This is a genomic window from Duganella caerulea, assembly GCF_040362985.1.
GTDB lineage: Bacteria > Pseudomonadota > Gammaproteobacteria > Burkholderiales > Burkholderiaceae_D > Rugamonas > Rugamonas vulcania.
Genome location: NZ_BPWJ01000001.1, coordinates 620,853 through 644,174 on the forward strand (window position 1 = coordinate 620,853; position 23,322 = coordinate 644,174).

General features: G+C 64.1%; 16 protein-coding genes. 6 read left to right on the plus strand and 10 right to left on the minus strand.

Annotation, left to right across the window (positions count from 1 at the left end; all coding sequences use genetic code 11):
* Nucleotides 1-44: 44 nt before the first annotated feature.
* Genes ACUJB0_RS02680 through ACUJB0_RS02705 form a run of 6 tightly spaced genes read right to left on the minus strand, consistent with a single transcriptional unit; the run spans nucleotide 45 to nucleotide 7,826 of the window.
* Entirely contained in the window at nucleotides 45-2,219 is a 2,175-nt protein-coding gene (locus ACUJB0_RS02680) for a T6SS phospholipase effector Tle1-like catalytic domain-containing protein (protein ID WP_444843867.1), read from the minus strand.
* 7 nt (nucleotides 2,220-2,226) lie between these two features.
* Entirely contained in the window at nucleotides 2,227-2,685 is a 459-nt protein-coding gene (locus ACUJB0_RS02685; RefSeq protein ID WP_444843868.1) for a DUF3304 domain-containing protein, read from the minus strand.
* A gap of 30 nt (nucleotides 2,686-2,715) precedes the next feature.
* The gene (locus ACUJB0_RS02690; protein ID WP_444843869.1) at nucleotides 2,716-3,168 is read right to left on the minus strand and encodes a DUF3304 domain-containing protein; all 453 of its coding nucleotides are present in this window, start codon (nucleotides 3,166-3,168) and stop codon (nucleotides 2,716-2,718) included.
* 18 nt (nucleotides 3,169-3,186) lie between these two features.
* On the minus strand, nucleotides 3,187-4,098 hold the full coding sequence (locus ACUJB0_RS02695; RefSeq protein ID WP_444843870.1) for a DUF4123 domain-containing protein: 912 nt from the start codon (nucleotides 4,096-4,098) through the stop codon (nucleotides 3,187-3,189).
* A 9-nt stretch (nucleotides 4,099-4,107) separates the two neighbouring features.
* Nucleotides 4,108-6,981 carry a type VI secretion system Vgr family protein gene (locus tag ACUJB0_RS02700; RefSeq protein WP_444843871.1) on the minus strand — a complete coding sequence of 958 codons (2,874 nt, stop codon included), beginning with the start codon at nucleotides 6,979-6,981 and terminating at the stop codon, nucleotides 4,108-4,110.
* Nucleotides 6,978-7,826, minus strand: a complete 849-nt coding sequence (locus ACUJB0_RS02705; RefSeq protein WP_444843872.1) for a hypothetical protein — start codon at nucleotides 7,824-7,826, stop codon at nucleotides 6,978-6,980. The genes ACUJB0_RS02700 and ACUJB0_RS02705 overlap by 4 nt, the downstream gene beginning before the upstream one ends.
* 206 nt (nucleotides 7,827-8,032) lie before the next feature.
* On the opposite strand from ACUJB0_RS02705, the gene ACUJB0_RS02710 reads away from it, so the two are divergent.
* From ACUJB0_RS02710 to tssA, 6 genes are read left to right on the plus strand one after another with little or no spacing between them, the layout of a single operon-like run.
* Nucleotides 8,033-8,872: a M15 family metallopeptidase gene (locus ACUJB0_RS02710; protein ID WP_176362262.1), complete on the plus strand. Its 840-nt coding sequence runs from the start codon at nucleotides 8,033-8,035 to the stop codon at nucleotides 8,870-8,872.
* Between the two features lie 36 nt (nucleotides 8,873-8,908).
* Nucleotides 8,909-10,285: a hypothetical protein gene (locus tag ACUJB0_RS02715; RefSeq protein WP_444843873.1), complete on the plus strand. Its 1,377-nt coding sequence runs from the start codon at nucleotides 8,909-8,911 to the stop codon at nucleotides 10,283-10,285.
* 32 nt (nucleotides 10,286-10,317) lie between these two features.
* The gene (gene tssM, locus ACUJB0_RS02720; protein ID WP_444844223.1) at nucleotides 10,318-14,208 is read left to right on the plus strand and encodes a type VI secretion system membrane subunit TssM; all 3,891 of its coding nucleotides are present in this window, start codon (nucleotides 10,318-10,320) and stop codon (nucleotides 14,206-14,208) included.
* Nucleotides 14,205-15,191, plus strand: coding sequence for a type VI secretion system-associated protein TagF (gene tagF / locus ACUJB0_RS02725; protein WP_161090938.1), 987 nt, complete (start codon nucleotides 14,205-14,207; stop codon nucleotides 15,189-15,191). Before tssM ends, tagF begins: the two co-directional genes overlap by 4 nt.
* Before the next feature lie 2 nt (nucleotides 15,192-15,193).
* Nucleotides 15,194-15,994 carry an OmpA family protein gene (locus ACUJB0_RS02730; RefSeq protein WP_444843874.1) on the plus strand — a complete coding sequence of 267 codons (801 nt, stop codon included), beginning with the start codon at nucleotides 15,194-15,196 and terminating at the stop codon, nucleotides 15,992-15,994.
* Nucleotides 15,995-16,010: 16 nt separating this feature from the next.
* A complete protein-coding gene (gene tssA / locus ACUJB0_RS02735; protein WP_444843875.1) occupies nucleotides 16,011-17,048 on the plus strand; it encodes a type VI secretion system protein TssA in 1,038 nt (345 codons plus the stop codon).
* Between the two features lie 13 nt (nucleotides 17,049-17,061).
* Here the strand turns inward: tssA and ACUJB0_RS02740 are convergent, their stop codons facing one another.
* Genes ACUJB0_RS02740 through tssF form a run of 4 tightly spaced genes read right to left on the minus strand, consistent with a single transcriptional unit; the run spans nucleotide 17,062 to nucleotide 23,322 of the window.
* Entirely contained in the window at nucleotides 17,062-17,742 is a 681-nt protein-coding gene (locus tag ACUJB0_RS02740) for a hypothetical protein (protein WP_444843876.1), read from the minus strand.
* A gap of 11 nt (nucleotides 17,743-17,753) precedes the next feature.
* A complete protein-coding gene (gene tssH, locus ACUJB0_RS02745) occupies nucleotides 17,754-20,405 on the minus strand; it encodes a type VI secretion system ATPase TssH (protein ID WP_444843877.1) in 2,652 nt (883 codons plus the stop codon).
* A 26-nt stretch (nucleotides 20,406-20,431) separates the two neighbouring features.
* Nucleotides 20,432-21,514: a type VI secretion system baseplate subunit TssG gene (tssG, locus tag ACUJB0_RS02750; RefSeq protein ID WP_444843878.1), complete on the minus strand. Its 1,083-nt coding sequence runs from the start codon at nucleotides 21,512-21,514 to the stop codon at nucleotides 20,432-20,434.
* Entirely contained in the window at nucleotides 21,478-23,322 is a 1,845-nt protein-coding gene (gene tssF / locus ACUJB0_RS02755) for a type VI secretion system baseplate subunit TssF (protein ID WP_444843879.1), read from the minus strand. The genes tssG and tssF overlap by 37 nt, the downstream gene beginning before the upstream one ends.

Below are 23,322 nucleotides of genomic sequence, written 5' to 3' on the forward strand. Positions count from 1 at the left end.
TTCCTGCGCAAGCTGATAAGCCGTAAGTCAAGCGCCCGGCTTCGTCACGCCACCATCCTGTCCGACTCGACAAACTCAGGAAGCAACTGATCCCCCATGGCAAGTGCGAGCGGCAGATTCTCGACCCAGACATATTCCACCTCGGCGGTCTGCTCGGCGACCTTTTTCGGTGTGGTGGAGCTGGTTGGCTCCGTATCCAGTTCCTTCTCGTGGATACTCTTCCGTATGATGAAGCCTTCCAGCGGATAATAGCTGCGCCGCAGGAGATAGCCGCCGCCTTCGCGCCGGGTGGCTGTCTGCGTGGTGATCACAGGGCTGCGCATGTTGGCGGCGTCGGCGTCCGTCATGATGGGGAATGGCGTGTCGTACTTGGATTGCTCGAGCAAGTCTTTCTCTTCGTCGGTCAAGGGTTCGTGCTTTTCCTCCTTGGCTTTCGCCGCCTCGATCTTCTGGCCGAGGGCGAAGACTTTGTCCTCGAATTTATTGCGCCACCACTTTTTCTTGACATCCGCCATTAGCTTGCGTTTGTCGAACTCGGTTACCGCGCCGGCAAGATAGAAGCCCGCCAGCGAGTCATGCACGTAATCGTCGAAGAAGCGCATCACCTCCGACGGCAGTGGCTCGGGTTTATTGAAAATCTCCAGGGCCCACTCTTCCCATGAGTCTAACGGCGTATATTGCAGAGCCCGGTAGTAGTGCCACTGGTTTATCCGGGACAAATCCCTGGGCGTGTAAGGCGGTGTGTCAGCGTCGGTCCTTACGATGTTTTTGTGCTCTAGCCGCCACCGCACGGCCTCCAGATCGCCGATGAGCATCCTGTTACTGCTTCGCAAGTCTTCTTGCGCTTGTGGGCTTGAGGCCTTGAAGCTGGCTGTGCTTTCCAGCGTGGTCAAGCGCGCCGCGCGCCAACGGTAATACAGCTTCATGTGTTCCTTGATGAGATGGCCGTTGTCTCCAAGCTCATCGGTGTAAGCGTTCCAGGCGGAGGCGAGTTCAGCGCTTACCAGGAAGTCTTGTTGATCACGCTCGGGGAGTTCGCTGAATGGTCGCAACGGCACACCGGCCTGACGAGCGGCGCTGAACATATGCGCTAACGGAATCTGCGACAGCATGGCCGATTGGGCGCCGCGTCCTTTGCCGTACTCTCCCGGCGCGTAACCGCCACCGACATCGGAGTGCATGCCGGGGAAATAGACCTCAGTGAATTTGCTGCTTGTAGTCTGTAGTTGCGTGACCGGAAAATTCATGCGTTGTTCGTGCGCGGCGATATAATGCCTGCCTCCCTTCACACAGTCGGGCAAGGGCAAGAGCAACTTCTTGGCCCAGGCCCAATGGCCATCGAAAAAGACGCGCGGTATTGGCGTCGTACGCCCGGCCGAGTCCGACATGCCGACTGTGGCTACGACGTCGAACACACCGAGAAAATCAATACTGGTGGGGATACCGATCAGCTTGCCATCGCTCAGCAATTCAGAGAGATAGTGGCAAAAAGCAGTCGCCTCGGCCGCGCCGCGCGAGAAGCCGAAAACCGATATCGTGAGCGAAGGAATAGTTGGTTTAGGCTTACTCGCCAGCGCTGCGCTCAAATTTTTAAGATGAGGCTCAAACCAATCGCGGTGCGTTTTGCGAGTATGCTGCTTATTCTCTGCGTCCCATTCGGTCCGGCCTACTTCATTCTCATAGGCTTGAGCTAATCGCCCTGCTTCATCTGCCGAAAACAGAACGTTATCCTCATCGACTATTCGATAAAGTGAATTAAGTACTTGGAATAAAGCCCATATAATTCGCGCTTCCCCGCCCTTGGCAAAAGCTTTGCCCTCATCAGTTTCAGTTAATTCGCCAATATCTGGGAAGGGTGTCCCCACGCCCGCAATATAGTGTGGGAAGTAGCCGCTTTCCCCTTTTTCGCCAGGAAATGCCTCAAATAGTCTGGCCACGTTGCTGTGGCTAAATTCCTCAGGTTTTAGCTGTCTACTTAAAACCGAAGCCTGCTCTTTTGTCTTGGGATTAAGAAGCACCCCAGTGCGAGTTCCATTTCTGTCCCGATACAGATTGTTATTTGTGCCGTCAAAGAACAAGCCGACACGTGCCGGGATACAGCACGGAACATTAGTATCCTTAGAGCAATATGCCGTGGAGATCTTCGACTGTTCTTTAGACGAAGGCTTCAGAAAGGCATCCACAGGGTATGGCGCTTTGGATGGAGTGGCTGCGGTCATGGCTGGATTAGTTAGAAGAGAAATCGACGGGTTTAGCAACACGGGGAATCGGAAAGTCAGCGGCGCGGGAGCCATTCCGGCTGACGACAACACGCACTTCGTCATTCGGGAAAAAGACCATATAGATGTCACCAGGCCTATCGTACTTTTCGACTTCTACCACCTTTTCTTTAATGACGTCTTTAACGCCGATCGGCATATTCCAACGTACCAATACCTTCATGCCGGGATACCACACACGTGGAATAGAAGTGCAACATATGTTGGCGAAACCTTCCCCCCAACTAGCCATATTCCCGCCGCCAGCGCCATCCACCGAGGCCGAATAAATATAGTTACCAGTGTGATTAACGATACCGACTTGAGCATTAGCCCGATCGCTCGATTGCGCCTGTGATTGGCGCAGCGCACACCCGGAAATAGCCGCCGCTATAGCAATAGCGAATAGGTATGTAAATCGCTTCATTTTTGGTGCCTTCTTTAATTGATTGTTGTATCAGTTGGATTCGCTAGGATGACCAACATGCTGAATTGGGAAATCAGAAGCGCCAGGCCCATTCCGGCTGACGACAACATGCACTTCGTCATTCGGATGAAAAAACAAGTAGACATCACCCGGCCTTTCGTATTTTTCGACTTCTACAATTTTTTCCTTCACGATGTGCTGGTGCCCTAAAGGCATATCCCAACGTACTAATACCTTTATCCCTGGATGCCACACCTCTGGAATGGAGGTGCAGCAAATGTCGGGGCCTCCTACTCCCCAACGCGCCATATTCCCACCGCCAGCACCGTCAACCGAGGCGGAGTCAATGTAACTCCCCGTATGGTTAACAATACCGATCTGAGCGGGGACCCTCTCGCTCGCTCGCGCGCGCGACTGATGCAGTGCGCATCCGGAGATAGTTAACGCCAAGGCCAGCGCGAATAAGTGTATAAATCGTTTCATTTTTTAAGCCCAACAGCCTCACCGTTCCGTCATTCGCCAGAATTCATCAGGCAGCGCGGAGATTTCGTCGTTGTAATCCGCTCCCTGCCGGACCCGCCTCAGCAGATCGGTCATAGCTGCGTGCTGCGTAAAATCGTCGGACAGTATCAACGCCAGCGCGCTGAAGTGCTGGCGCACTGGAGCTGCATGAAGCCCGTTGGCGCTGGCAACCCGCAGGTGCCGCTCCACACGTGCATGACACTGGGCCGGACTATCCATCCTGAACAAATCCGGCTGGCTATCATACAGATTGGCCAGCACCCCGTCAGCCTCCGACTTATCCACCAACTTCGCGAAGACTTCATCGCTGAGCGGCATCTTGTCGAAGCCTGCCGGCGCTGGTGCTGTGGCCTCGCCCTGCCAGCTGAGCAAGGCTCCATCGCGACCAGGCCACCACCAACGCGCCATCGGCGCGAGCAACTGGCCGCATTCCGGCTCGGTCAGCGCTTCAAGCAGCGCCGGCAACACGCGCGTGTCGCCCCAGCGCACCGGCCACTCCACCGTATCGGGTGTCATGGCGATCAGATACGGACGTATATGCCGCACCAGCTCATCGGTGTCCAGCACGCTGGCCAGGATGCTGAGCATCGGCTTGGCGCCGCAGTCGGCAAACAGCCGGTTCAGCCACGCCAGACGCGCCTCCCCATCCTCGGGCGCAGTCAGCAGATACGGCACCGCCGTGCCCAGTCCCTGCAAGGCGGTACCCTCATACAAGGACCGCCTCGGAAACAAGCGCGGCGAACGCATCCGGAAAAACTCTTCATCGAAAGCACCATCGACCAGCGCAAACAGCCGCACCTCATCCGACGGCGACGCATCGCGTAGTTGCTGGAATTCCTGCGCGATTTGAACAGGCAGCGTGGCGAGCGGTGGATTGGTAGCGAAAAACATGACTCCTCCTCAGCCCGCGCTCGGCGCCATGAATGGACTGCCTGCGCGCAACGCCGCCAACAAACATGCCTTGCACACGCTGGTCGGCAGCGCCGGGAGGGAGTAATCCAGCTTCTCAGGCCCGGAAAAATTCTTCGTGCCGGCATGGACCGTTATCTTGCCCGGGCACTGGACGGTAATATTGCCGCCCGCGATGGTGATATTCGCCCCGCCCGCCGTGGACAGCGTAATGCTTTTGGCAGCCGCCCAGTCGACAAACGCATTGGCGCTGACCAGGTTGACCTCATCGCGCGCCTGCACCTTCAGCACATCCGCTTGCGCCTGGATATCGATCGCGTCCTTGGCGGCGATCATCTGCACGCCCAGGTTGTTCTCGCCCCGCTTGACCACTCCGCCCAGCACGCCGATGGCCTGCTGGCTGTGTACGCGCAGTTGTCCCCCGCTAACGAACTGCGTGTCCTCGCCGCTCATCAACGAGATCGTCTCGCCGTTGGACAACTGCATGGCTTGGCCGGCGGTCACGCTCAGGCCAGCTTTGCCGCTTATCGCGATCACCGGCGAACTTGCATGCGGCAACTGATCATCACCCGGCCTGGTGTTGCGTTCGCCGGCATCCGCCATGGCCGCGTCCAGGCTGGCGTTGCCCACCATGCCCGACACGGCGGTCAGCAGCGCCTTCAGCGGCGGCGACTTCTCATCAAGGAGGCTGGCGTTGGCCTTCTCCGCGCCAACGTGCGACGCCAGCGTCACCGTCTCATGCGTCTTGGCCGCATCGCTGAACGTCTGGCCCAACTGCACCGCCTGTTTCAGCAGCGCGATGCCGGCCGTGTTATCGCCCATCGGTTCACGCTCGCTGGCGTTGTGGCCAATCGCATAGCTCGACACCAGCAAGCCCCCAGCCGCGCGCACCGCGCCATAGGCATCCGTGCGCAACTCGGCGCCCTGCCCGCGCAAACTGCCGCGATAGTTGTCGGCGCTGTGGATCAGATGGCCCAGCGTCAGCTCGCTGGTCGCATGCGTCGAGCGCAATTGCACGCGTCCCTGTGCATCGGTATCATCGAACAGCAGTTGGTTGTAACCGGCCCCGCCGAACTCCTTGCTGCGCAAACCCCACTGCGCCGCCGCGTTGCCGTGGCCGGCCGTGTCGGCGGAAGCGCCGTGCCACAGGGGACTATTGCCCGCCGCCAGATTGCCCTGCGCGGACGGCGCATGATCGCTGGCCGGATTGAACAACGAAGCCTGGCTGTCGCTAGTCGCCTGTCCTGCCGGCGTCGGCGCCACGCCGCCTTCGCCCTGGCCGTTGTACAAAGCGCCAACGATGACAGGACGGTCGATATCGTTCTCGATGAACTGCACCAGCACCTCCTGCCCCACGCGCGGCAGGAACTGGCTGCCCATGCCGCCGCCTGCCGAACGCTGGGCGACCCGCACCCAGCAACTGGCATCGCCACTGTCCTGCCAGTGATAACGGATGCGCACGCGGCCCAGCACGTCACAATGCAGCTCGTCGGCGCCGGCCGGCTGGTCCGATCCATCCGCACCAATGACAATGGCGCTCTGCGTACCCGAGGCAGTTGGCCTCGGATGGTTGCGGCCATCGCTGTCCGGCAGTTGAGGACGCCAGATCACATCCGCTGCGACCGCTTCGAAACTATTGGCGTAGCCGGTCTTGCGGGCCTGCTCGATGACCAGCGCGAACTCCTCGTCGCGCTGCGGGGCCAGCTCCTCCAGCAATTCGGGAATGGGGCCGAACAGCTCGGCCAAGCCGTGCTGGGCCGGCGACGGCAGATTGTTGACGCCGACGCTGCTCACGCGCAGCACCGTGTACGCCGGCACGGCATCCCCATCGCCGGACGCCAGCGGCCCCTGCGTGACGTTGATGCGCCGGCCAGCCGCCAGCGTGCGGACGGTCGAGCGGCCGCGCCACAACTGGCTGCGGGCTTCGCGCGCCTGCATCTGCAATTCGGCGTAGTGCTGCGCCTGCCCATTGCTGGTGTAGGCATACTGGCCAGGCATGTCGAAGCTTTCCAGCGATGGCAGTTTCTTGTACTGCTGCGTGGACGGCGCGCTGGCGCCGACGGCTTTCTTGGCCTTGTAATCGTAGCTGAGCAGGGTGGTCAGCGTGGCCGAGATGGTCCGCCGCGCCTGCAATGCCTGGATGGTGTCCTGCTGCTCGCCGGCGCGCACGCCGTGGAAGCGGATGCCGCCGCCGGCCTCGCTGCTGGCGTCCTCGGGCACCGCGCCCAATTGGCTGCTGTCGGCGAACAGCACCATGCGCAAGCCGTCCTCGGTTTCCTCGAAGCGCCAGGCCAGGCCTTCCTCGGTCAGCAGGCGCAGCACGAAATCGTAGTCCGACTCGCGGTACTGGCAGCAATAACTGCGCGCCGAGACATCGGCCAGGAAGCCGTCGACCTCATCGCTCCAGCGCCAGAGCGCCAACGGCTGATAGTGTTCAAAGACCGATTCGACGATCTCGACCACCGTCTTGTCCTGCCACACGCGGCTGTTGCGAACCTGGCTCAGGCGCCACAGCCACGGCGTCAGCCGCAGGCGGAAGCGCGCCAGGCCGCCCTCGCTGCCCAGCATGGCCGCCTGCGTGATGTCGCCGCTGAAGGTGGTGCGGCTGCCGTCCGCCAGGCTCACCTCCAGGCTGGCCGGCTTGCCCAGCAGCGAGGCCAGCTCGATATGGGCGTTGGTCGACAGCGCAATGATGTCGCGCGCGCCCGTGCCCTGGACCATGTCGTCGGCGCAGAAGGCCTCCACCAGCAGGCCGCCCGAACCCAGGTCCGCGTCGTCGTCGCCCAGCTTCAGCGCGTACAGCCGCGTCGCGCTGGAGAACTGCGCCAGCGCCGCAGTGATTTGCTCAAGCAGCGCGACACTCATGAGTTCGACGCTGTCTTGGCGGCCGGGGCGGCCTTACATTCCGGCTCTTTCTTGGCATCGGCCGCGCATAGGCGGGCTCGGCACTGCTCTTCGCCGGCGGCGTTGTACTGCTTGCAGGTCTTCAGCTGGTCAGCAGGCGTGCTGGTCTTTTTGACGGGCGGACGCGTCTGCAGATGCGCCATCAACGCGGTGATCAGGGTTACGTCGTTGTCCGACTGCTTGCCCTTTTCCTTTTCCTTGGCCGGCGCTTTCTGCGCCAGCTTGGCGTTGTCCGCCTTGCGCTCAGGCTTATGCTCGGCCTTGCGTTCGGCCTTGTGGTCGGCTTTGTGCTCCGGCTTGTGCTCCGCCTTGGCGACCAGCTGCGGCTTCGCCTGCGGCCGCTCCAGCGCCTTCTTGAGCTCGTCGGTGCCGGATGCCGGCTTGGCCGGCGCGGTCAGCATTTCCTTCAGCGACGGCAGCTTGCCTTCCGCCGCCGAGTTGGCGGAAGCGGAGTCTTCCAGGATCGCGGCGGTCGATACTTCGGACTCTGTCGGAGCTGGAACCGCAGCCGCCGGCGGGGCCTGGGTGGCCGCCACGGCCAGCGGCAAGCTGTCCTCATCCGGCGTATTGCTCATCCAAACCAGCGTGCCCCCAACGATGGCCAATACGCCAGCGCCCGCCGCGCCCCACACCAGCAGGCCGGAGCGCTTGCCAGGAGGCTTGCCGGCGGCCTTGGCCGGCGCGGCCGCCGCCGGTTTGCTGTCGAGCGTGCTCAGTATGCGCTGGCGCTCCGCTTCCGCCTGCTGTTCCGAAGAAAGAAGACTGGGCCTGCCCCCTTTCGAAGGGCGATCGTCTTGACGTTGCAAAATGTACTCCTTGTTAATTTCGCATTACTTTACGCGATTCAAGAAAAACACGACGCATATTACGAACTCAACCGTGCGCACCCCGAAAATACGTCGTTTCACAGGGAGATTTCAATCGTGCGCTGGATTGTCATAACTGTAAGATATACTCAAAGCAATGCTTTAAGGATACTAATGATGCAACGTTCTGCTGGAGAGATGCTGTCGTGCTGATACTGGCAATCGCACTCTATTTCGTCCTGGCCTGCCTGATCAGCTGGATGGTGCTGTTTCCGGCCGGCCGCGAATTCGTGCTCAACGCGCTGGCGGGCGCGAGCCAGCGGCTGCAGCAGCGGGTCGGCCGCATCGCCCAGCGCCGCCAGCAGGAAGCCAGCGCCCTGGGCCGCAGCGGACGCGCCTCGGCCGGCGAAGTCGGCGCCTTCCTGCGGCAACACTATGTATTGTGCCTGGGCGGTACCGCGCTGATCTGCATTCCGCCGCTGCTGGCGCTGCTGATGAGCACCAAGAATACGCTGAGCGGCTTCGAGACCTCGACCAGGGAAGTCAACACCCAGGTCGCCGATTTGCTGCAGGGCGAGCAGCTGGTGCCGCCGCCGCCGTTGCCGCCGCTGGTGTTCGCGTCGGCCGAAGTGGCGCTGGAACGGCCGATGCTGGTCTCCGCGAGCCGCGACTGGGCCTTGATGGACGCCGCCTACGCGCAGCGGCTGCTGATGGCCTTCAAGATCATGAAGGAAAAGCACGGCTACGACATGGCGATCCTGGAAGGCTACCGCAGCCCGGAGCGCCAGAACGCGCTGGCCGCGATGGGACCGAACGTCACCAACGCGGCGGCGTTCCAGAGCTGGCACCAATACGGCCTGGCCGCCGACTGCGCCTTCCTGCGCGACGGCAAGCTGGTGATCTCCGAGAAAGATCCGTGGGCCATGCGCGGCTATCAGCTCTACGGCGAAGTGGCCGAGTCGCTGGGCCTGACGTGGGGCGGACGTTGGAAGATGATGGATTTCGGGCATACGGAACTGCGCATGCCTGGTGTGATGAGACGATAAGGTTGGGCGAACATGGCGGCATGGCTTAAAAATTTGATGACAACGATTCTGGCGTTCGGCGCCAGCTGGCTGGGTGCGGTCTGGTTCTGGCGGTCGACCAACCGCGTTCCGGCCACCGACGACCTGGTACTGTACCTGCTGGTGCTGCCGCTGGCGTTGCTGGCCGCGTTCTGGCTGGGGCGGAAAATCTACAGCGGCATCAGCGTGCCCGCCGCCGCGACGTCCACCGCCGCCGCGCAGCCCGAGACGCCCGCCGCCCCGCCGCGCGGCCCGTCGCTGTCGCTGGTGGCCGCCGCCGTGCGCGCGCCGCACGGGGCCTCGCCCGCTGAACTGAGCGCCACGCTGGCCGAAAACAAAGCCCGTCCAGCGCTGGACCCGGAGCTCAACGACGCCTACGGCTATCCCATCATGAGCGCCCGCATCGCCGGCATCGATGCCGACGCCACCAGCGCCGAGATGTCGGACTGGCTGGCGGCGAACCACCTGGCGCCCCACTTCAGCGACGAACAATGGCGCGCGCTCAGCGCCGGCGGCGAAGTGGTGGCCGAATTGAGCGCCTATCTTGGCGCCCATCCGCTGCTGGAGCTCCACGCCGGACAAGTCGCCCGCCGCGAGCCCCTGTCGCTGCCGATGCTGCAACTGCAGCCGGTATGGCAGGCGGACTGGAAGCCGGAGCACCGCCAGGCCGCCGCGCTCTGGTTCCGCCACCTGGTGATTCAATCCGGCTGGCCGGAAGACCGCATCACCGTCGCCCCCGACCGCGGCGCCCTGGACACCGAAGCCGGCGCCGCGCTGGCACGGCTGCTGTCGAACGAACCGCCGGCGCTGGCCATGCTTGTCACCTGCGGTTCGCACCTCGGCAGCGGCAGCGTCGAACAGTTGGAGAACGTCAGCGCGCTATTCAACGCCAACCAGCCGCAAGGCCAGATCCCGGGCGAAGGCGCGGCCGGGCTGCTGCTGACCGACGCCCTCCAGGCAACGCTGCTGGGGAACGGCGGCGAGCAGCCGCAATTGCTGGCCGTGAGCAGCGCACGCCTGCCGCATTCCGCCGACGCATCCAGGCGCGCCAGCGCCGAACTTTTGCAGCAGCTGAGCGCCAAGGCGCTGCAAGGCGCCGGCCGCGACGCATCGGCCATCGCCCTGATCAGCGCCGACACCGACCACCGCACCAGCCGCGTCATGGAGCTGATGGGCGTCGCGTCGGAAGCGGTCCCGCAACTCGATCCCGGCGTCGACATCTTCAGCGTTGGCGCCAGCTGCGGCAATTGCGGCGCCGTCACCTGGCTGACCGCGCTGGCCGTGGCGCGGCAGGAAGCGGAAAGCCGCAAAGCCGCCGTCCTGTGCATCAGTAACCTGGACCCGTTCCGGCGCGATGTCGCCGTCATCGGTCCTGCCGTAGCCGTACCTGTTTGATTTTCCCGATTTTTTCTAGTGCCCCAATCATGATGCAAAAAACCTGGCAATTCCTGACGACCCGCAACAGCCTGATCGTGATCGGCTGGGTGGCCTTCGCCGCCTGCTTGCTGATCGCGTCCGCCATCTTCGAATGGCCGGCCAGCGTCGCCTGGACCGTGCTGGCGATCGCGCTGCTGTTCGGCGCCATCGTCTGGCTATGGCGCCGCCGGCGCAAGCAGCGCGCCGCCGCCCAACTGGGCGACATGCTGGAACAGCAGGTCAACAAAGCCCCCGCCAAGACCGACCCGGCCCAGCGCCAGGAAACGGACGTGATCCGCAAACGCCTGCTGGACGCCATCGCCACCATCAAGGGCTCGAAAATCGGCCAGTTCTCCGGCAACGCCGCTCTGTACGAACTGCCGTGGTACATGGTCATCGGCAATCCGGCCGCCGGCAAGAGCACGGCGATCGCCAGCTCCGGCCTGCAGTTCCCGTTCGCCGACACCAAGATCGTGCAAGGCGTAGGCGGCACCCGCAACTGCGACTGGTTCTTCACCACCGACGGCATCCTGCTCGATACGGCGGGCCGCTACTCGGTCGTCGACGAGGACCGTGGCGAGTGGTTCGGCTTCCTCGACCTGCTCAAGAAGTACCGCAAGAAGGCGCCGATCAATGGCGTCATCATCGCCGTCAGCGTCGCCGAACTGACGCGCAACCGGCCCGAATTCGCCATCAACCTGGCCAAGAACCTGCGCCAGCGCGTGCAGGAACTGACCGAGCGCCTCGAGGTCCACGCGCCGGTGTACGTGGTCTTCACCAAGGCCGACCTGATCACCGGCTTCAACGAATTCTTCCAGGACGCCGAACGCGGTGAGCGCGACAAGATCTGGGGCGCCACCCTGCCCTACAGCCAGTCCACCACCAGCGAGCAGATACTCGACCAGTTCGACGCCCGCTTCGATGAACTGTACGATGGCCTGAAAGACCTGAGCCAGGCCAACATGGCCCTGCAATGGCGCGAGCGCATGCCGTCCGGCGTGTTCACCTTCCCGCTGGAATTCAGCTCGATCAAACCGTCGCTGCGCGCCTTCATCGCCACGCTGTTCGAGGAGAACCCGTTCCAGTTCAAGCCCGTCTTCCGCGGTTTCTACTTCACCAGCGCCTTGCAGGAAGGCGAATCCGTCTCCGCCTCGTCGCACCGCGTGGCGCAGCGCTTCGACCTGAAACTGCAACCGCGGGAACACGAGGAATCCCATCAGCAGCAAGGCTACTTCCTGCTTAACCTGTTCCGCAAAGTGATCTTCGCCGACAAGGATCTGGTCGCGCAGTACGCCAGCCCCGCCAAGACGCGCATGCGCTACGCCGCCTTCTTCGCCGCCACCGCCTTCGTCGGCCTGGCGCTGGCCGGCTGGAGCTGGTCCTACATGAACAACCGCCAGCTGGTCGCCAACGTGCAGGCGGACCTGGACCAGGCCATCAAGGTGCAGCAGAACCGCATGGACCTGCAATCGCGCTTCCAGGCGCTGGAGATCCTGCAGGACCGTATCGAACAGCTGGACAGCTATCGCGAACACCGCCCGCTGTCGCTGGGCCTTGGCCTGTACCAGGGCGACCTGCTCGACCGCAAGCTGCGCGAGGAATACTTCGCCGGCGTGCGCGAGGTGATGCTCAAGCCGGTGGGCCAGTCGCTGGAAGCCTTCCTCGGGGAAGTCAACAGCGGCGCGGCGCAGCTGCAGCCGATGTCCAAGCCGGTGACGGCCGCCGCAACCGGCGCGCCAGCCACCGACGCCACGGCCGCCGCGCCGGTCAACAACGGCGCCACGCAGTTCAAGGACTCGTCGCCCGCCAACGCGGAAGACGCCTACAACGCGCTGAAGACTTACCTGATGTTGAGCGACAAATCGCGCGCCGAAGCCGGCCACCTGAACGACCAGCTGACCCGCTTCTGGCGCGTCTGGCTGGACGGGAACCGTGGCGCCATGCCGCGCGAGCAGATGATACGCAGCGCCGAGCGCATGATCTCCTTCTACCTTTCGCAGATCAACGACACCTCCTGGCCGCAGATCGACGGCAAACTGGCGCTGGTCGACCAGACCCGCGACAACCTGCGCCGCGTGGTGCGCGGCATGCCGGCGCGTGAACGCGTCTACGCAGACGTCAAGGCCCGCGCCGCAACCCGCTTCCCGTCGATGACGGTCGCCCGCATCGTCGGCGAGCAGGACAAGGAACTGGTACTGGGCAGCTACGCCATCCCTGGCAGCTTCACGCGCCAGGCATGGGAAGGCTTTGTGCAGGAAGCCTTCCGCGACGCGGCCAACCGCGAAATGCAAAGCGCCGACTGGGTGCTGAAGACCTCCTCCAAGGACGACCTGACGCTGGAAGGCAGCCCGGAACAGATCCAGAAGTCGCTGGTTGAGCTCTACAAGAACGACTACGCCAAGGAATGGGAGAAATTCGTGCAGGGCGTGACCATCCGCGACCTGCAGACCTTCGAGAACGCCGCCGCCGCCATGAACCGCCTGGGCGATCCGCAAACCTCGCCGCTGAACAAGCTGGTGACGACCGTCTACGAGCAAACCTCGTGGGACAACCCATCGCTGCTGGACGCCGGCCTGCAACGCGCGCAACGCGGCGTCACCGGCTGGTTCCGCGAAACCATCCTGCGCCAGAAGCCGTCGCAGATCAACATCAACGTCGCCAGCACCAGCAGCACGCCGAACGCGCCGCTGCCGCTGGGCCCCGTCGGACGCGAGTTCTCCGGCGTGGCACGCCTGGTCGTCGCCAAGGACCGGGACACGTCGCTGATGCGTGGCTACGTCGAACAGATGTCCAAGCTGCGCACCCGCTTCAACCAGATCAAGAACCAGGGCGACCCGGGCCCCGGCGCCAAGCAGCTGATGCAGCAGACGCTCGACGGCACCGGCTCCGAACTGGCCGACGCCCTCAAATACGTCGATGAACAAATGCTGATCGGGATGACCGACGCGCAGAAAATGGCGATCCGCCCTATCCTCGTGCGTCCGCTGATGCAGACCTTCGCCGTCATCGTCAAGCCGACTGAAGCCGAAATCGACAAGGTCTGGGTCGCGCAGGTGCTGCAACCGTTCAGCAAGAACCTGGCGCTGAAGTATCCGTTCGCGACCGAATCGCGCGCGGAAGCCAGCAATGCCGAAATCGGCGAGATCTTCGGCCCGGATGGCGCCATCGCCAAATTCTTCAACACCACCATCGGCCCGCTGGTCGTGCGCCGCGGCGACTCGCTGAGCGCCAAGACCTGGGCCGACATGGGCATCAACCTTGCGCCGCCAGTGGTGGCGGCCTTCCCGAACTGGATCGCGCCGCTGTCGGCGGCCGGCGTCGCCAATACCGCCGCATCCAGCGGCGGCGAGGCACAAACCAAGTTCGACCTGCAAGCGCTGAGCGCCACCGGCGCCACCGAGTTCACCATCGAAATCGACGGCCAGTCGCTGCGCTGGCGCGGCCAGCCGCAGCCGTGGGTGCACATGGCCTGGCCGAATCCGCAGGGCGTGCCCGGCTCGAAGATCACCGCCATCACGCCGGAAGGCCGCAATGTTGTGCTGCTCAACGAGCCTGGCCATTTCGGCCTGAAGAAAATGATCGACGCCGCCAACCGCAAACGCAAGGACAACGGCGCGTTTGAACTGAGCTGGGACAACGCCGGCGTGGTCGTCACCGCCAACCTGAAAATCGTGGCCACCGAACAGGCGCCCGCACCGCAACCGGTGCAGGCCGCGCAAGGCTTCAAGCGCCTGCGCCTGCCGGAGTCGATCATCGCCACGGCGCCTGCTCCAGCACCGGCCGCGCCAAGCGCACCATCGACGCCGGCACCGGCGCCTGCCCCTGCGGGCACGGTCGCGCCCAAACCCGCGGCGCCGCCGACACGCACCGCGGCAGCGGCCACCGTGGGAGCCGCTCAATGAGCCGGGGCGTTACTCCGATCAGCGTCGGCTACTTCGGCAAGATTCCAACCCGGGGCGATTTCGTCAAGGGCAGCGACAGCCCGGCCCTGATCAAGGTGCTGGACGACTGGCTGTCGCACGCGATGGACCTGCTGAGCACAGACGCCCGCTGGAAGCTGAACTACGACGCCGCCGCACCGCTGCATTTCGCCTTCGTCGGCCCGCGCCGGCGGCACGCCATCGCCGGCCACATCGTCGCCAGCAGCGACCAGTCCAGCCGCCGCTATCCCTTCCTGATGATGGGATCGATGGAGGTCAGCGAACCCACCGCGTTCGTGGAAAACGCACCGCTGGTGCTGACGCGCATGTGGAACCGGCTCGAAGCGCTGACCGCCGGCGTGCGCGAAGCCAGCGACCCGACGCTGCCGCTGCAAAGCGCCGCCAACCACATGATCGAACTCGATCTGCGCGCGGCCGCCTACGATGCGGCCTTCGAGGACTTCCTCGAACTGCAAACCGTGGGTGCGCTCGATGCGATGCTGGGACAAACCGGCTTCAAAGGCACGGCGCGGCAGATCCTGCTGGCACTGGGCATGCTGCTGCAGCCGGTCATGGCCAGCAGCTCCAGCCGCCTGGAAAAGAGCCTGCTGCTGCCGCTGCCGACCGACCCGATGTACCGCAACCTGGTCGCCGCGTTCTGGATGCACCTGATTACGCCGTTCCTGGCGCGCGCCGATTTCGAACTGGCGCTGTTCGTCACGCGTATCGATCAGCGGCCGGCAATGATCGTGGGCTTCAGCGGCGCATCGGCTCAAACCCTGCGCGCCATCGTCGATCCGCAAGCCGGCTTCGATCATCACATCGACTTCGAACAATTGGATTGGGTGGAGGAGCAGATCGATTCCGACTACGGCATCAAGAAGCTGTCCACCTACCTGGCGCAAGCCAACCTGTCACTCAAGTCCGCGCTGGATTCCGTCGGCGCGGCGTTTATCGGAACCTGATCATGCGCTCTAACAAATTGATAGCCAACGCCCTGCTGACCGCCCTGTGCGCGCTCGGTGCCGCCAGCGCCGGTGCCCAGAACCCGGGCCTGGCGCCCGCCGCGCCGGAACCTGGCCAGGTGCTGGCCAGCGGCACCGTGCCGGACGAAGGCAGCAAGGCCGCCGTGCTGGCCAAGCTGCGCGAAGTCTACGGCGCCGACAAGGTGGTCGACCAGATCGCCATCGGCCCCGTCGCCATGCCGGCCAACTGGAACGGCTACGTGCAAAAGCTGATCACGCCGGACCTGAAGCAGATCAGCCGCGGCCAGCTCAAGATCGACGGCAGCAACGTCAGCCTGCGCGGCGAGGTCGCCAACGAAGCGCAGCGCCAGCGCATCGCCAGCAATGTCGCCACCAGCCTCAATCCGACCTACACCGTCAACAACGGCCTGCGCGTATCGGCCGCCGACCAGAGCATCCTCGATAGCACGCTGGCCAACCGCACGGTGGAATTCGAAAGCGGCAAGGCCACGCTGACGCCGGCCGGCAAGGCCATCCTGGACGAGATGCTGGCGGCGCTGCTCAAGCTCAAAGGCCGCAAGGTCGAGATCATCGGCCACACCGACAGCGCCGGCCTGCGTGCCACCAACCTTGGCCTGAGCCAGGCGCGCGCCGAGACCGTCAAAACCTATTTCGAAAGCCACGGCCTGAATGGCGACCTGCTGACCGCGAGCGGCCAGGGCCCCGACCGGCCGATCGCCAGCAATGACAGTGCGGACGGACGCGCGCGCAATCGCCGCATCGAGTTCCGCATGGCCCAATAATCAATCAGAGGACATCATGTTTTCAGCAGAGCAGTTATTAATCCCCATCAGCGACAGCCGCCCATCCGGCGAGGACCTGTCCTTCTCGTCCGACCTGGACGCCATCGCTCAAGCGCGCAAGTTCGACGACCCGTCGCTGGACCAGGGCGAATGGGTGACGGAATTGAAGGAAGCGGATTGGGAATTCGTCGTCAAGCGCTGCGCCGCGCTGTTGACGGAGAAAAGCAAGGACCTGCGGCTGGCGGTCTGGCTGACCGAGGCCGCCGCCAAGCAGCATCACCTGCGCGGCCTGGGCGAAGGCTACCGCCTGCTGGCCGGCCTGTGCGAACAGTATTGGGACATGGGCCTGTATCCCGAGGCGGACGGCGGCGACAACGAACAGCGCATCGGAAATCTGAGCTGGATCCTGGCACGCACCAAAACGCTGATCCGCGAGATGCCGCTGACGGAAGGCCGCAACACGGCCTACTCCACCATCGACTTCGAGTCCGCCCGCAAGCGCGCCAATGGCGGCGACGACCAATCCGGCTCACCGAAGCTGGCGGACATGGAGACGGCCAAACGCTCCAACTCCGCGCAGTTCTGCGCCGGCTTCACCGCCGACGCGCAGTACTGCATGGACGCCCTGCTGCAATTGGAAAAAGTATCGGACGCGAAGCTGGGCCAGGACAGCCCGGGCTTCTCCGCCGCGCGCGACGCCGTGCAATCGATGCTGCATGCGATGCCGGCCGCCGGCAAGCCCGCCGGCGCCGAGGCGCAGGCCGACGCCGGCTTCGACGAACAGGCATCGCAGGCATCGAACGGCTCGGCCGCTCCGCAACAGCGCGACGCCGTCTCCGGCCCGATCCGCAATCGCACGCAGGCCATCGCCCAGCTGCGGGCCGTGGCGCGGTTCTTCCGCGATACCGAGCCACACAGTCCGGTATCCTATTTCGCCGAGAAGGCCGCCAATGCCGGCGAACAGGACCTGCACACCTGGCTGCGCTCCGTCATCAAGGACGAAGGCTCGCTCTCCCACATCGAAGAGATGTTGGGAGTGCGGCCTCCCAACTAAGCCTTATACCGCCTTATTCGCCGACCAGCTGCACGGCTTCTACTTCCTTGTAGCCGTGTTGGACGTTGTTGGCGATAGTGATCTTGGCGCCTTTGACTTTATAAGCTGTCTTGTCGAAGGTGCGCACGAACCAGGTGCGGTTTCCGCGTTGGTCCTTCTTTACGTCGCTGATGCCGGACCAGATGGTGTTCCACTTGCCATCCGCGTCCTGCAGCTCCACCTTGCTCACCGCCTCCACGCCCTGGCCGCCGGGGAAGATCACCCGCAGCTCGGTCGCGTTGACCGGCTTGGCGTAGCCCACCTCCAGCCAATCGAAGCCCTTGTCCTGGTTGTTATTGGTCCAGCTGCGGTCATCCGATGGGCCGACGACGTTCTTGGCCACATTGACCTCCGACGGCTCCTTGCCGTTGTCGTCGCCGAAGGTCGTACTGGCCTTGGCGGTCGCCGCCCACTGTGCCTTCGGATCGTTCAGGTACTTGTCCTCCATCGTGCCGTAATCGAGCAAGGCCTGCTTCCTGGCCATCTCCTCTTGCGCCTCGGTCTGCGCGGCGGCCGGTGCCGGAGCCGCCGGCGCGGGCGCCGTCGCGGCCACCGGGGCCTCAACGGTCGGCGCGTCCGCCGGCTTGTCCTTCTTGTGGCACGCGGCCAGGGCCAGCGTGGACATCAAGATCGCTATGGTGGTTTGTCGCTTCATGGTCATTCTCCTTATTTGACGGTGTATTTGAACTGGCCCTGCTTGTTGGCGCTGACCTTGATCTTGCTGATCGCGAGGCCTTCGGCCATCTTGGTCAGCACGGATTCGGCCACTTCCGGCAGCAGCGTGCCATTGAGGATGTTGTCGACATTGCGCGCGCCGGAATCGACTTCCGTGCAGCGGGCCAGCACCGCTTCGACCAGCGCCTCGTCGTAGCTGAACTCCGCCTTGTGGTTGGCGCTGATGCGCTTCTGGATCCTGCCCAGTTTGAGCTTGATGATCTCCACCAGCACATCGTCGGGGATCGGATAGTACGGAATCACCTTCAAGCGGCCCAGGAAGGCCGGCTTGAACTGCTTCATCAGGTGCGGACGAATCAGCTCTTCCAGCGCCGCCGGATCGGGCAGCTCCTCGCTGCTCTTGTTCAGGCAAGCCTGCATCATCGCGGCCGACGCCACGTTCGACGTCAGGATGATGATGGTGTTCTTGAAGTCGATCTCGCGGCCTTCCGCGTCGTCCATCACGCCCTTGTCGAACACCTGGAAGAACAGCTCCATCACGTCCGGGTGCGCCTTCTCCACTTCATCCAGCAGCACCACGCTGTACGGATTGCGGCGCACGGCCTCGGTCAGCACCCCGCCCTCGCCATAGCCCACATAACCCGGCGGCGAACCTTTCAGGCCGGAGACGCTGTGCGCCTCCTGGTATTCGCTCATGTTGATGGTGATGAGTTTGCGCTCGCCGCCGTACAGCACATCGGCCAGCGCCAGCGCGGTCTCGGTCTTGCCGATGCCGGACGGGCCGACGAACAGGAACACGCCCTTCGGTTTGTTCGGATCGTCCAGGTTCGCGCGCGAGGTGCGCACGCGCTGCGCCACCGCCTCGATCGCGTGCGGCTGGCCCAGCACGCGCTGTTCCAGATTGGCCTTCAGGTTCAGCACCGTCTTGATCTCGTCCTTGACCATTTTGCCCAGCGGGATACCGGTCCAGCCGGCGACGATCTCCGCCACCACATGGCCGTCCACCTGCACCGGCACCATCGGCGCCTCGCCCTGCAGCGACTTCAACTCCGCCTGCAGCGCCTGCAAATCCTTGCCCTGGCTGGCGTCGCCGCCGGCTTCCAGCGTCGCGCGGCCGGCCTTGATCTGCTCCGTCAGCGCCTTCTCCTTCTCCCAGCGCTCGGACAACTCGGCATGCTGCGCGGCGGCCGCCACGCGGGCAGCCTCCAGCTCCGCCAGGCGCGCGACGTGGGCGTTGCCGCCGGTGCTCTGCTCGCGCTGCAGCGAGGTCGATTCCGCAGCGATGCGTTCCAGCTTGCGCGCCAGGTTCTCGATCAACGCCGGCGTGGCGTTCTGGCCCAGCGCGACTTTCGCGCAGGCGGTATCGAGCACGCTGATCGCCTTGTCCGGCAGCTGGCGGCCCATGATGTAGCGATGCGACAGGCGCACCGCCTCGATGATCGCCTCGTCGTACACGCGCACGCCGAAATGCTTCTCCATCAGCGGCGCCATGCCGCGCAACATGGCGCAAGCCAGTTCCTCGCTCGGCTCCTCGACCTTGACGACCTGGAAGCGGCGCGCCAGCGCGGCGTCCTTTTCAAAATACTTCTTGTACTCGCCCCAGGTGGTGGCGGCGATGGTGCGCAGCTCGCCGCGCGCCAGCGCTGGCTTGAGCAGGTTGGCCGCGTCGTTCTGGCCGGCCTGGCCGCCGGCGCCGATCATCGTATGCGCCTCGTCGATGAACAGGATGATGGCGTGCGGGCTTTTCTTCACCTCGTCGATGACGTTCTTCAGGCGGTTCTCGAATTCACCCTTGACGCTGGCGCCGGCTTGCAGCAGGCCCATGTCCAGCGTGTGGATCTCGACGCCCTTCAGCACATCCGGCACGTCGTTGAGCGCGATGCGCAGCGCCAGTCCCTCCACCACGGCGGTCTTGCCGACGCCGGCCTCGCCGGTCAGGATGGGATTGTTCTGGCGGCGGCGCATCAGGATATCGATGGCCTGGAGGATTTCCATGTCGCGGCCGATCACCGGATCGACCTTGCCGTCGCGGGCGCGCTGCGTCAGGTTGGTGGTGAACTGGTCCAGCGCGGGCGTCTTGGACGCGGCCTTGGTCGACAGGTCGCCAACCGGATCGCCGGCCAGCTCCTCATGTTCTCCGGCCGGCGCAGCCGTCACCGCCTCGTCCGAACCGGCGGTCAGCTTGTCCAGGTTATGCTTGATCTGGTCGATCTCGAACTTGGCGAACAGCTTCGAGCCGCGATAGGCCAGCTGCGCCAGCTCCGGCTCCGTCAGCAGCGCCTGCAGCAGATGACCGCTGCGTATCTGCGCCTGCTGGCCCGCCTGCAGGTCCAGCGACGCGATCAGCCACGCGTGTTCGAACAGCTTGGGCAAGCGCTCAGAGAACACCGGCGTGCGCGAATTGCCCGTCTTCAGGCGCGCGATCTCGGCCTGCAGGTCCGCCTCCAGCATGCTCACGCTGATGCCGCTCTGGCGCGCGATGACGACGAAATCGCTCTTGGGCTGCTCCAGCAGCGCCAGGAACAGGTGCTCGATATCCACCTCGTACTGTCCCAGCGAGACGCACAGGCTGGCCGCGCGGGTGGCAGCCGTGCGGCTGGTGTCGTTCAGTTTTCCGATCAGTGTTTTCAGGTTGATGCTCATGATGGTCCTTATTATTTATACTGTTTTTATACGGTATGAATCTCATAGCGCACATCGGCGCGGTCCTGCGTCTGGGCGTCGGTGACCAGGAAACTGTCCCAACCCAGGCGCCCGCCCACGCGATCGTCCTCCAGCCGCGCCCCTTGCACGTCGGCCGCCCGCAGCACCAGCTGCACCTCGTATTCCAGCGACAGGCCGGTAAACATGGTCAACATGCTTTTCAGCGCCTTTGCCGCCTTACCGCCGGGCAGGAAGGATTCGTAGCCTTCCAGGTCCAGCGGGCCCACCACCAGCCGCAATCGCAGGTCGCGCTGCCATACGCGCGAGCCGGCCATCGCACCGCCGCCCAGCATGGCGTTACCCAGGCCGAGCACCGTCTGCTGCTCCTGTGGCACGTCGTACCAGCAGCCGATGAACTGCTCGGCCTTGACCGGCTGGCCGAAATACTCCGACAGCACCTTCGCGATCTGCACCGCCGACGCCGGACGCTGGCGCATGGCGGTGGCGAAGTAGCCGATCGACTCATCGAGCACGCCGTCGCCGTTGTCGGCCAGGCGCCGCCGCAGCGACTCGTTGCCCATGCCGGCCAGCGACAGCAGCAGCGGCAGGAAGGTGTCCTTGCCGTCGACCTGATACTTCAGCTCCAGCCGGTACTTGCGCCAGGCCTCGTAGAACAGGGCCAGCGCGCGGTTGGAGAAGGTATCGAGGAAGGCGCGCGGACCGTCATCCTTTTCGTACAGCGCGTGCGCCGCGATGCGTTCCGTGTAGTGCGCAGGCAGCGTGCCGCTGCTGCCCAGGAAGCCCATGAAGGCCGGCGTGATGCGGATGTACTTCAGCTGCGCCGATTGCAGCGCATGCGCCAGCGCGCGCGGATCGGTCGGCACCTCGCGCGGCTCCGGCTGCATCGCTTCCAGCTGGCTGGCCGGGAAGTTCAGCGACGTCGAATTCTGGAAGCGCAGGTAGTTGGCCACCGCACCCTCGCCCGGCGCGCCGTGCCGCTTCAACCACAGCTCCAGCATGCGAACCGCCTGGAAGTACTCGAACCGGTACGGCTGCGCGAACAGCCGCTCGATTACAGCAGGCTCAAATCGCCGCTTCGTGGCGTGCATCGCAACAGCTCCTCTCCGGTTTTATTCGATACAATCACCAGCTGGGTGAAGCTGTTGGCGTGCACGTACAGGCCGAGGAAGCGCTCGACGATGTGGGCGAAGGCATGGATGCCGCTACCCACGAAGGCTTCCTCGTCGATGGTCAGCCGCACCTCGATGCCGCGCACCAGGCAGGCGAACGGATTCCCCGGCAGCCAGGTATTGGCCGCCTTGTGCGACACCGCCAGGATGCCGCCGATCTGCCGCTGCGACGCCGGTGAACGCGGCAGGTCGTACAGCGTCAGCATCTCGCGGAAGGCATCGAGGCCGCCGTCGGCCAGCGACAGGTGGTTCAGCGACAGGTGGGAAATCAGCCGCCAGTGCGCGCCGCGCCCCCGCTCGAAGCGGTGTGAGGACGTCGGCTTGCGCAGGAAGCTGATCGCGCGCACGCTGGAGCCGCCCTCCAGGAACAGGTCGCCGCCACGCTGGCCGTAGCTCAGCGAGGCAGGCAGGTCGCGGTTGGTGCAGCTCAGTTCCAGGCTCAGGGTGTCGGTCTCCACCTCGGCCGGATCGAAATCGATATCGACGATGGAAATCTGCGTTTCGTAGCCGGGGCTTTTGTCGGCGATGATGTCGTCGCGCCGCATCACCCAGTAATGGCCGTTCTTCTCCGGCGTCTGGCCGTGGCGCAGCGAATAGAACGGGCGGAACTCCAGCACCGATTCGCCCTGCGGCGTTTGCCGCACCAGCTTCACCGAATCGATCGACTGCACCTCATACGCGAACGCGCGGCGCGCGTCGGCCAGCACCGGGTAACTGGCGCTGGTGTGCGTCAGCCGGATCGGCTCTCCGCGCTGGTGGAACAGGTTGACCACCGGCGTGCAGCCCAGCAGCACGTTGTTGATGTTCAGCGTGCCGAGCATGCGGGCGGTGTTGGAATCGGTGCGCATGCCCGACAGGGCCAGGTGCAGCGTGACCGACTTGCAGCCGGCCGGCAGCACGCCGGACAGCGCATGCAGGTCGATGTCGAAGAAGTTGAACTTCTCCGGGAAGCAGAAATACTCCGTCAGCAGCCGGTAGGCGGCGTGCGAACGGGCCGAGAAATCGATCAGCGATTCCTCTTCCTCGAAGCCGGCCGGGCTGACCGGGATCTTGTGCAGCGGAATCCAGCGGCCGTTGCCGTCCGCTTCCGCATAGGCGCACACGCCGCGCATGAACAGCGCATCGCGCAGCGCGGCGCAGAAGGATGGCTCGCCGTCGATGAACACGCGCAGCTTGGACAGCCCAAGCTGCGGCACCGCCACCTGAGCCGAGGTGCTGGAGATGGTCAGGCTGATGCTGGAGGTGGCGTTGGGCGGCGTGCGCGTCGCTTCCGGCGCGTCGATGATGGCGGCGAAGGCCGCATGCGTCAGCGCCAGCGGCGCGATCGTCACCGGATACGCGGTGCGGAAGGTGCACACGGCGCCGCGCACCGGGCGCGTGGTCAGCTGGGTCCCGCGCGCGATCTCGCTGGCGGTGGTCAGCTGCGCGGCGGCGCCGCTGAAGTCCATGCGCGCGATCGAGCACGATGGGAACGGCCGCAGGTAGTGCGGATACAGCACCTCGAACAGTGCTTCGGTAAATTCTGGATAGTCGTCGTCGAGCCGCTTGGCGATGCGCGAATTGAGCAGCGCGAACGATTCGATCATGCGTTCGATGTGCGGGTCTTCGCACACCTCGCCGCCGATCAGCAGCCGGCCGGCGATCTTGGGGTAGCGTTCGGAGAATTCGCGCGAATAGCGGCGCAGGAATCCCAGCTCCCTCTCGTAATACGGTAATAATTGGTCCAA

Excerpts from the sequence above, each read along its gene's own strand:
- ACUJB0_RS02680 (WP_444843867.1), bottom strand. The coding sequence starts at position 2,219 with ATGACCGCAGCCACTCCATCCAAAGCGCCATACCCTGTGGATGCCTTT.
- ACUJB0_RS02685 (WP_444843868.1), bottom strand. The coding sequence starts at position 2,685 with ATGAAGCGATTTACATACCTATTCGCTATTGCTATAGCGGCGGCTATT.
- ACUJB0_RS02690 (WP_444843869.1), bottom strand. The coding sequence starts at position 3,168 with ATGAAACGATTTATACACTTATTCGCGCTGGCCTTGGCGTTAACTATC.
- ACUJB0_RS02695 (WP_444843870.1), bottom strand. The coding sequence starts at position 4,098 with ATGTTTTTCGCTACCAATCCACCGCTCGCCACGCTGCCTGTTCAAATC.
- ACUJB0_RS02700 (WP_444843871.1), bottom strand. The coding sequence starts at position 6,981 with ATGAGTGTCGCGCTGCTTGAGCAAATCACTGCGGCGCTGGCGCAGTTC.
- ACUJB0_RS02715 (WP_444843873.1), top strand. The coding sequence starts at position 8,909 with ATGACAACGATTCTGGCGTTCGGCGCCAGCTGGCTGGGTGCGGTCTGG.
- tssM (WP_444844223.1), top strand. The coding sequence starts at position 10,318 with ATGCAAAAAACCTGGCAATTCCTGACGACCCGCAACAGCCTGATCGTG.
- tagF (WP_161090938.1), top strand. The coding sequence starts at position 14,205 with ATGAGCCGGGGCGTTACTCCGATCAGCGTCGGCTACTTCGGCAAGATT.
- ACUJB0_RS02730 (WP_444843874.1), top strand. The coding sequence starts at position 15,194 with ATGCGCTCTAACAAATTGATAGCCAACGCCCTGCTGACCGCCCTGTGC.
- tssA (WP_444843875.1), top strand. The coding sequence starts at position 16,011 with ATGTTTTCAGCAGAGCAGTTATTAATCCCCATCAGCGACAGCCGCCCA.
- ACUJB0_RS02740 (WP_444843876.1), bottom strand. The coding sequence starts at position 17,742 with ATGAAGCGACAAACCACCATAGCGATCTTGATGTCCACGCTGGCCCTG.
- tssH (WP_444843877.1), bottom strand. The coding sequence starts at position 20,405 with ATGAGCATCAACCTGAAAACACTGATCGGAAAACTGAACGACACCAGC.
- tssG (WP_444843878.1), bottom strand. The coding sequence starts at position 21,514 with ATGCACGCCACGAAGCGGCGATTTGAGCCTGCTGTAATCGAGCGGCTG.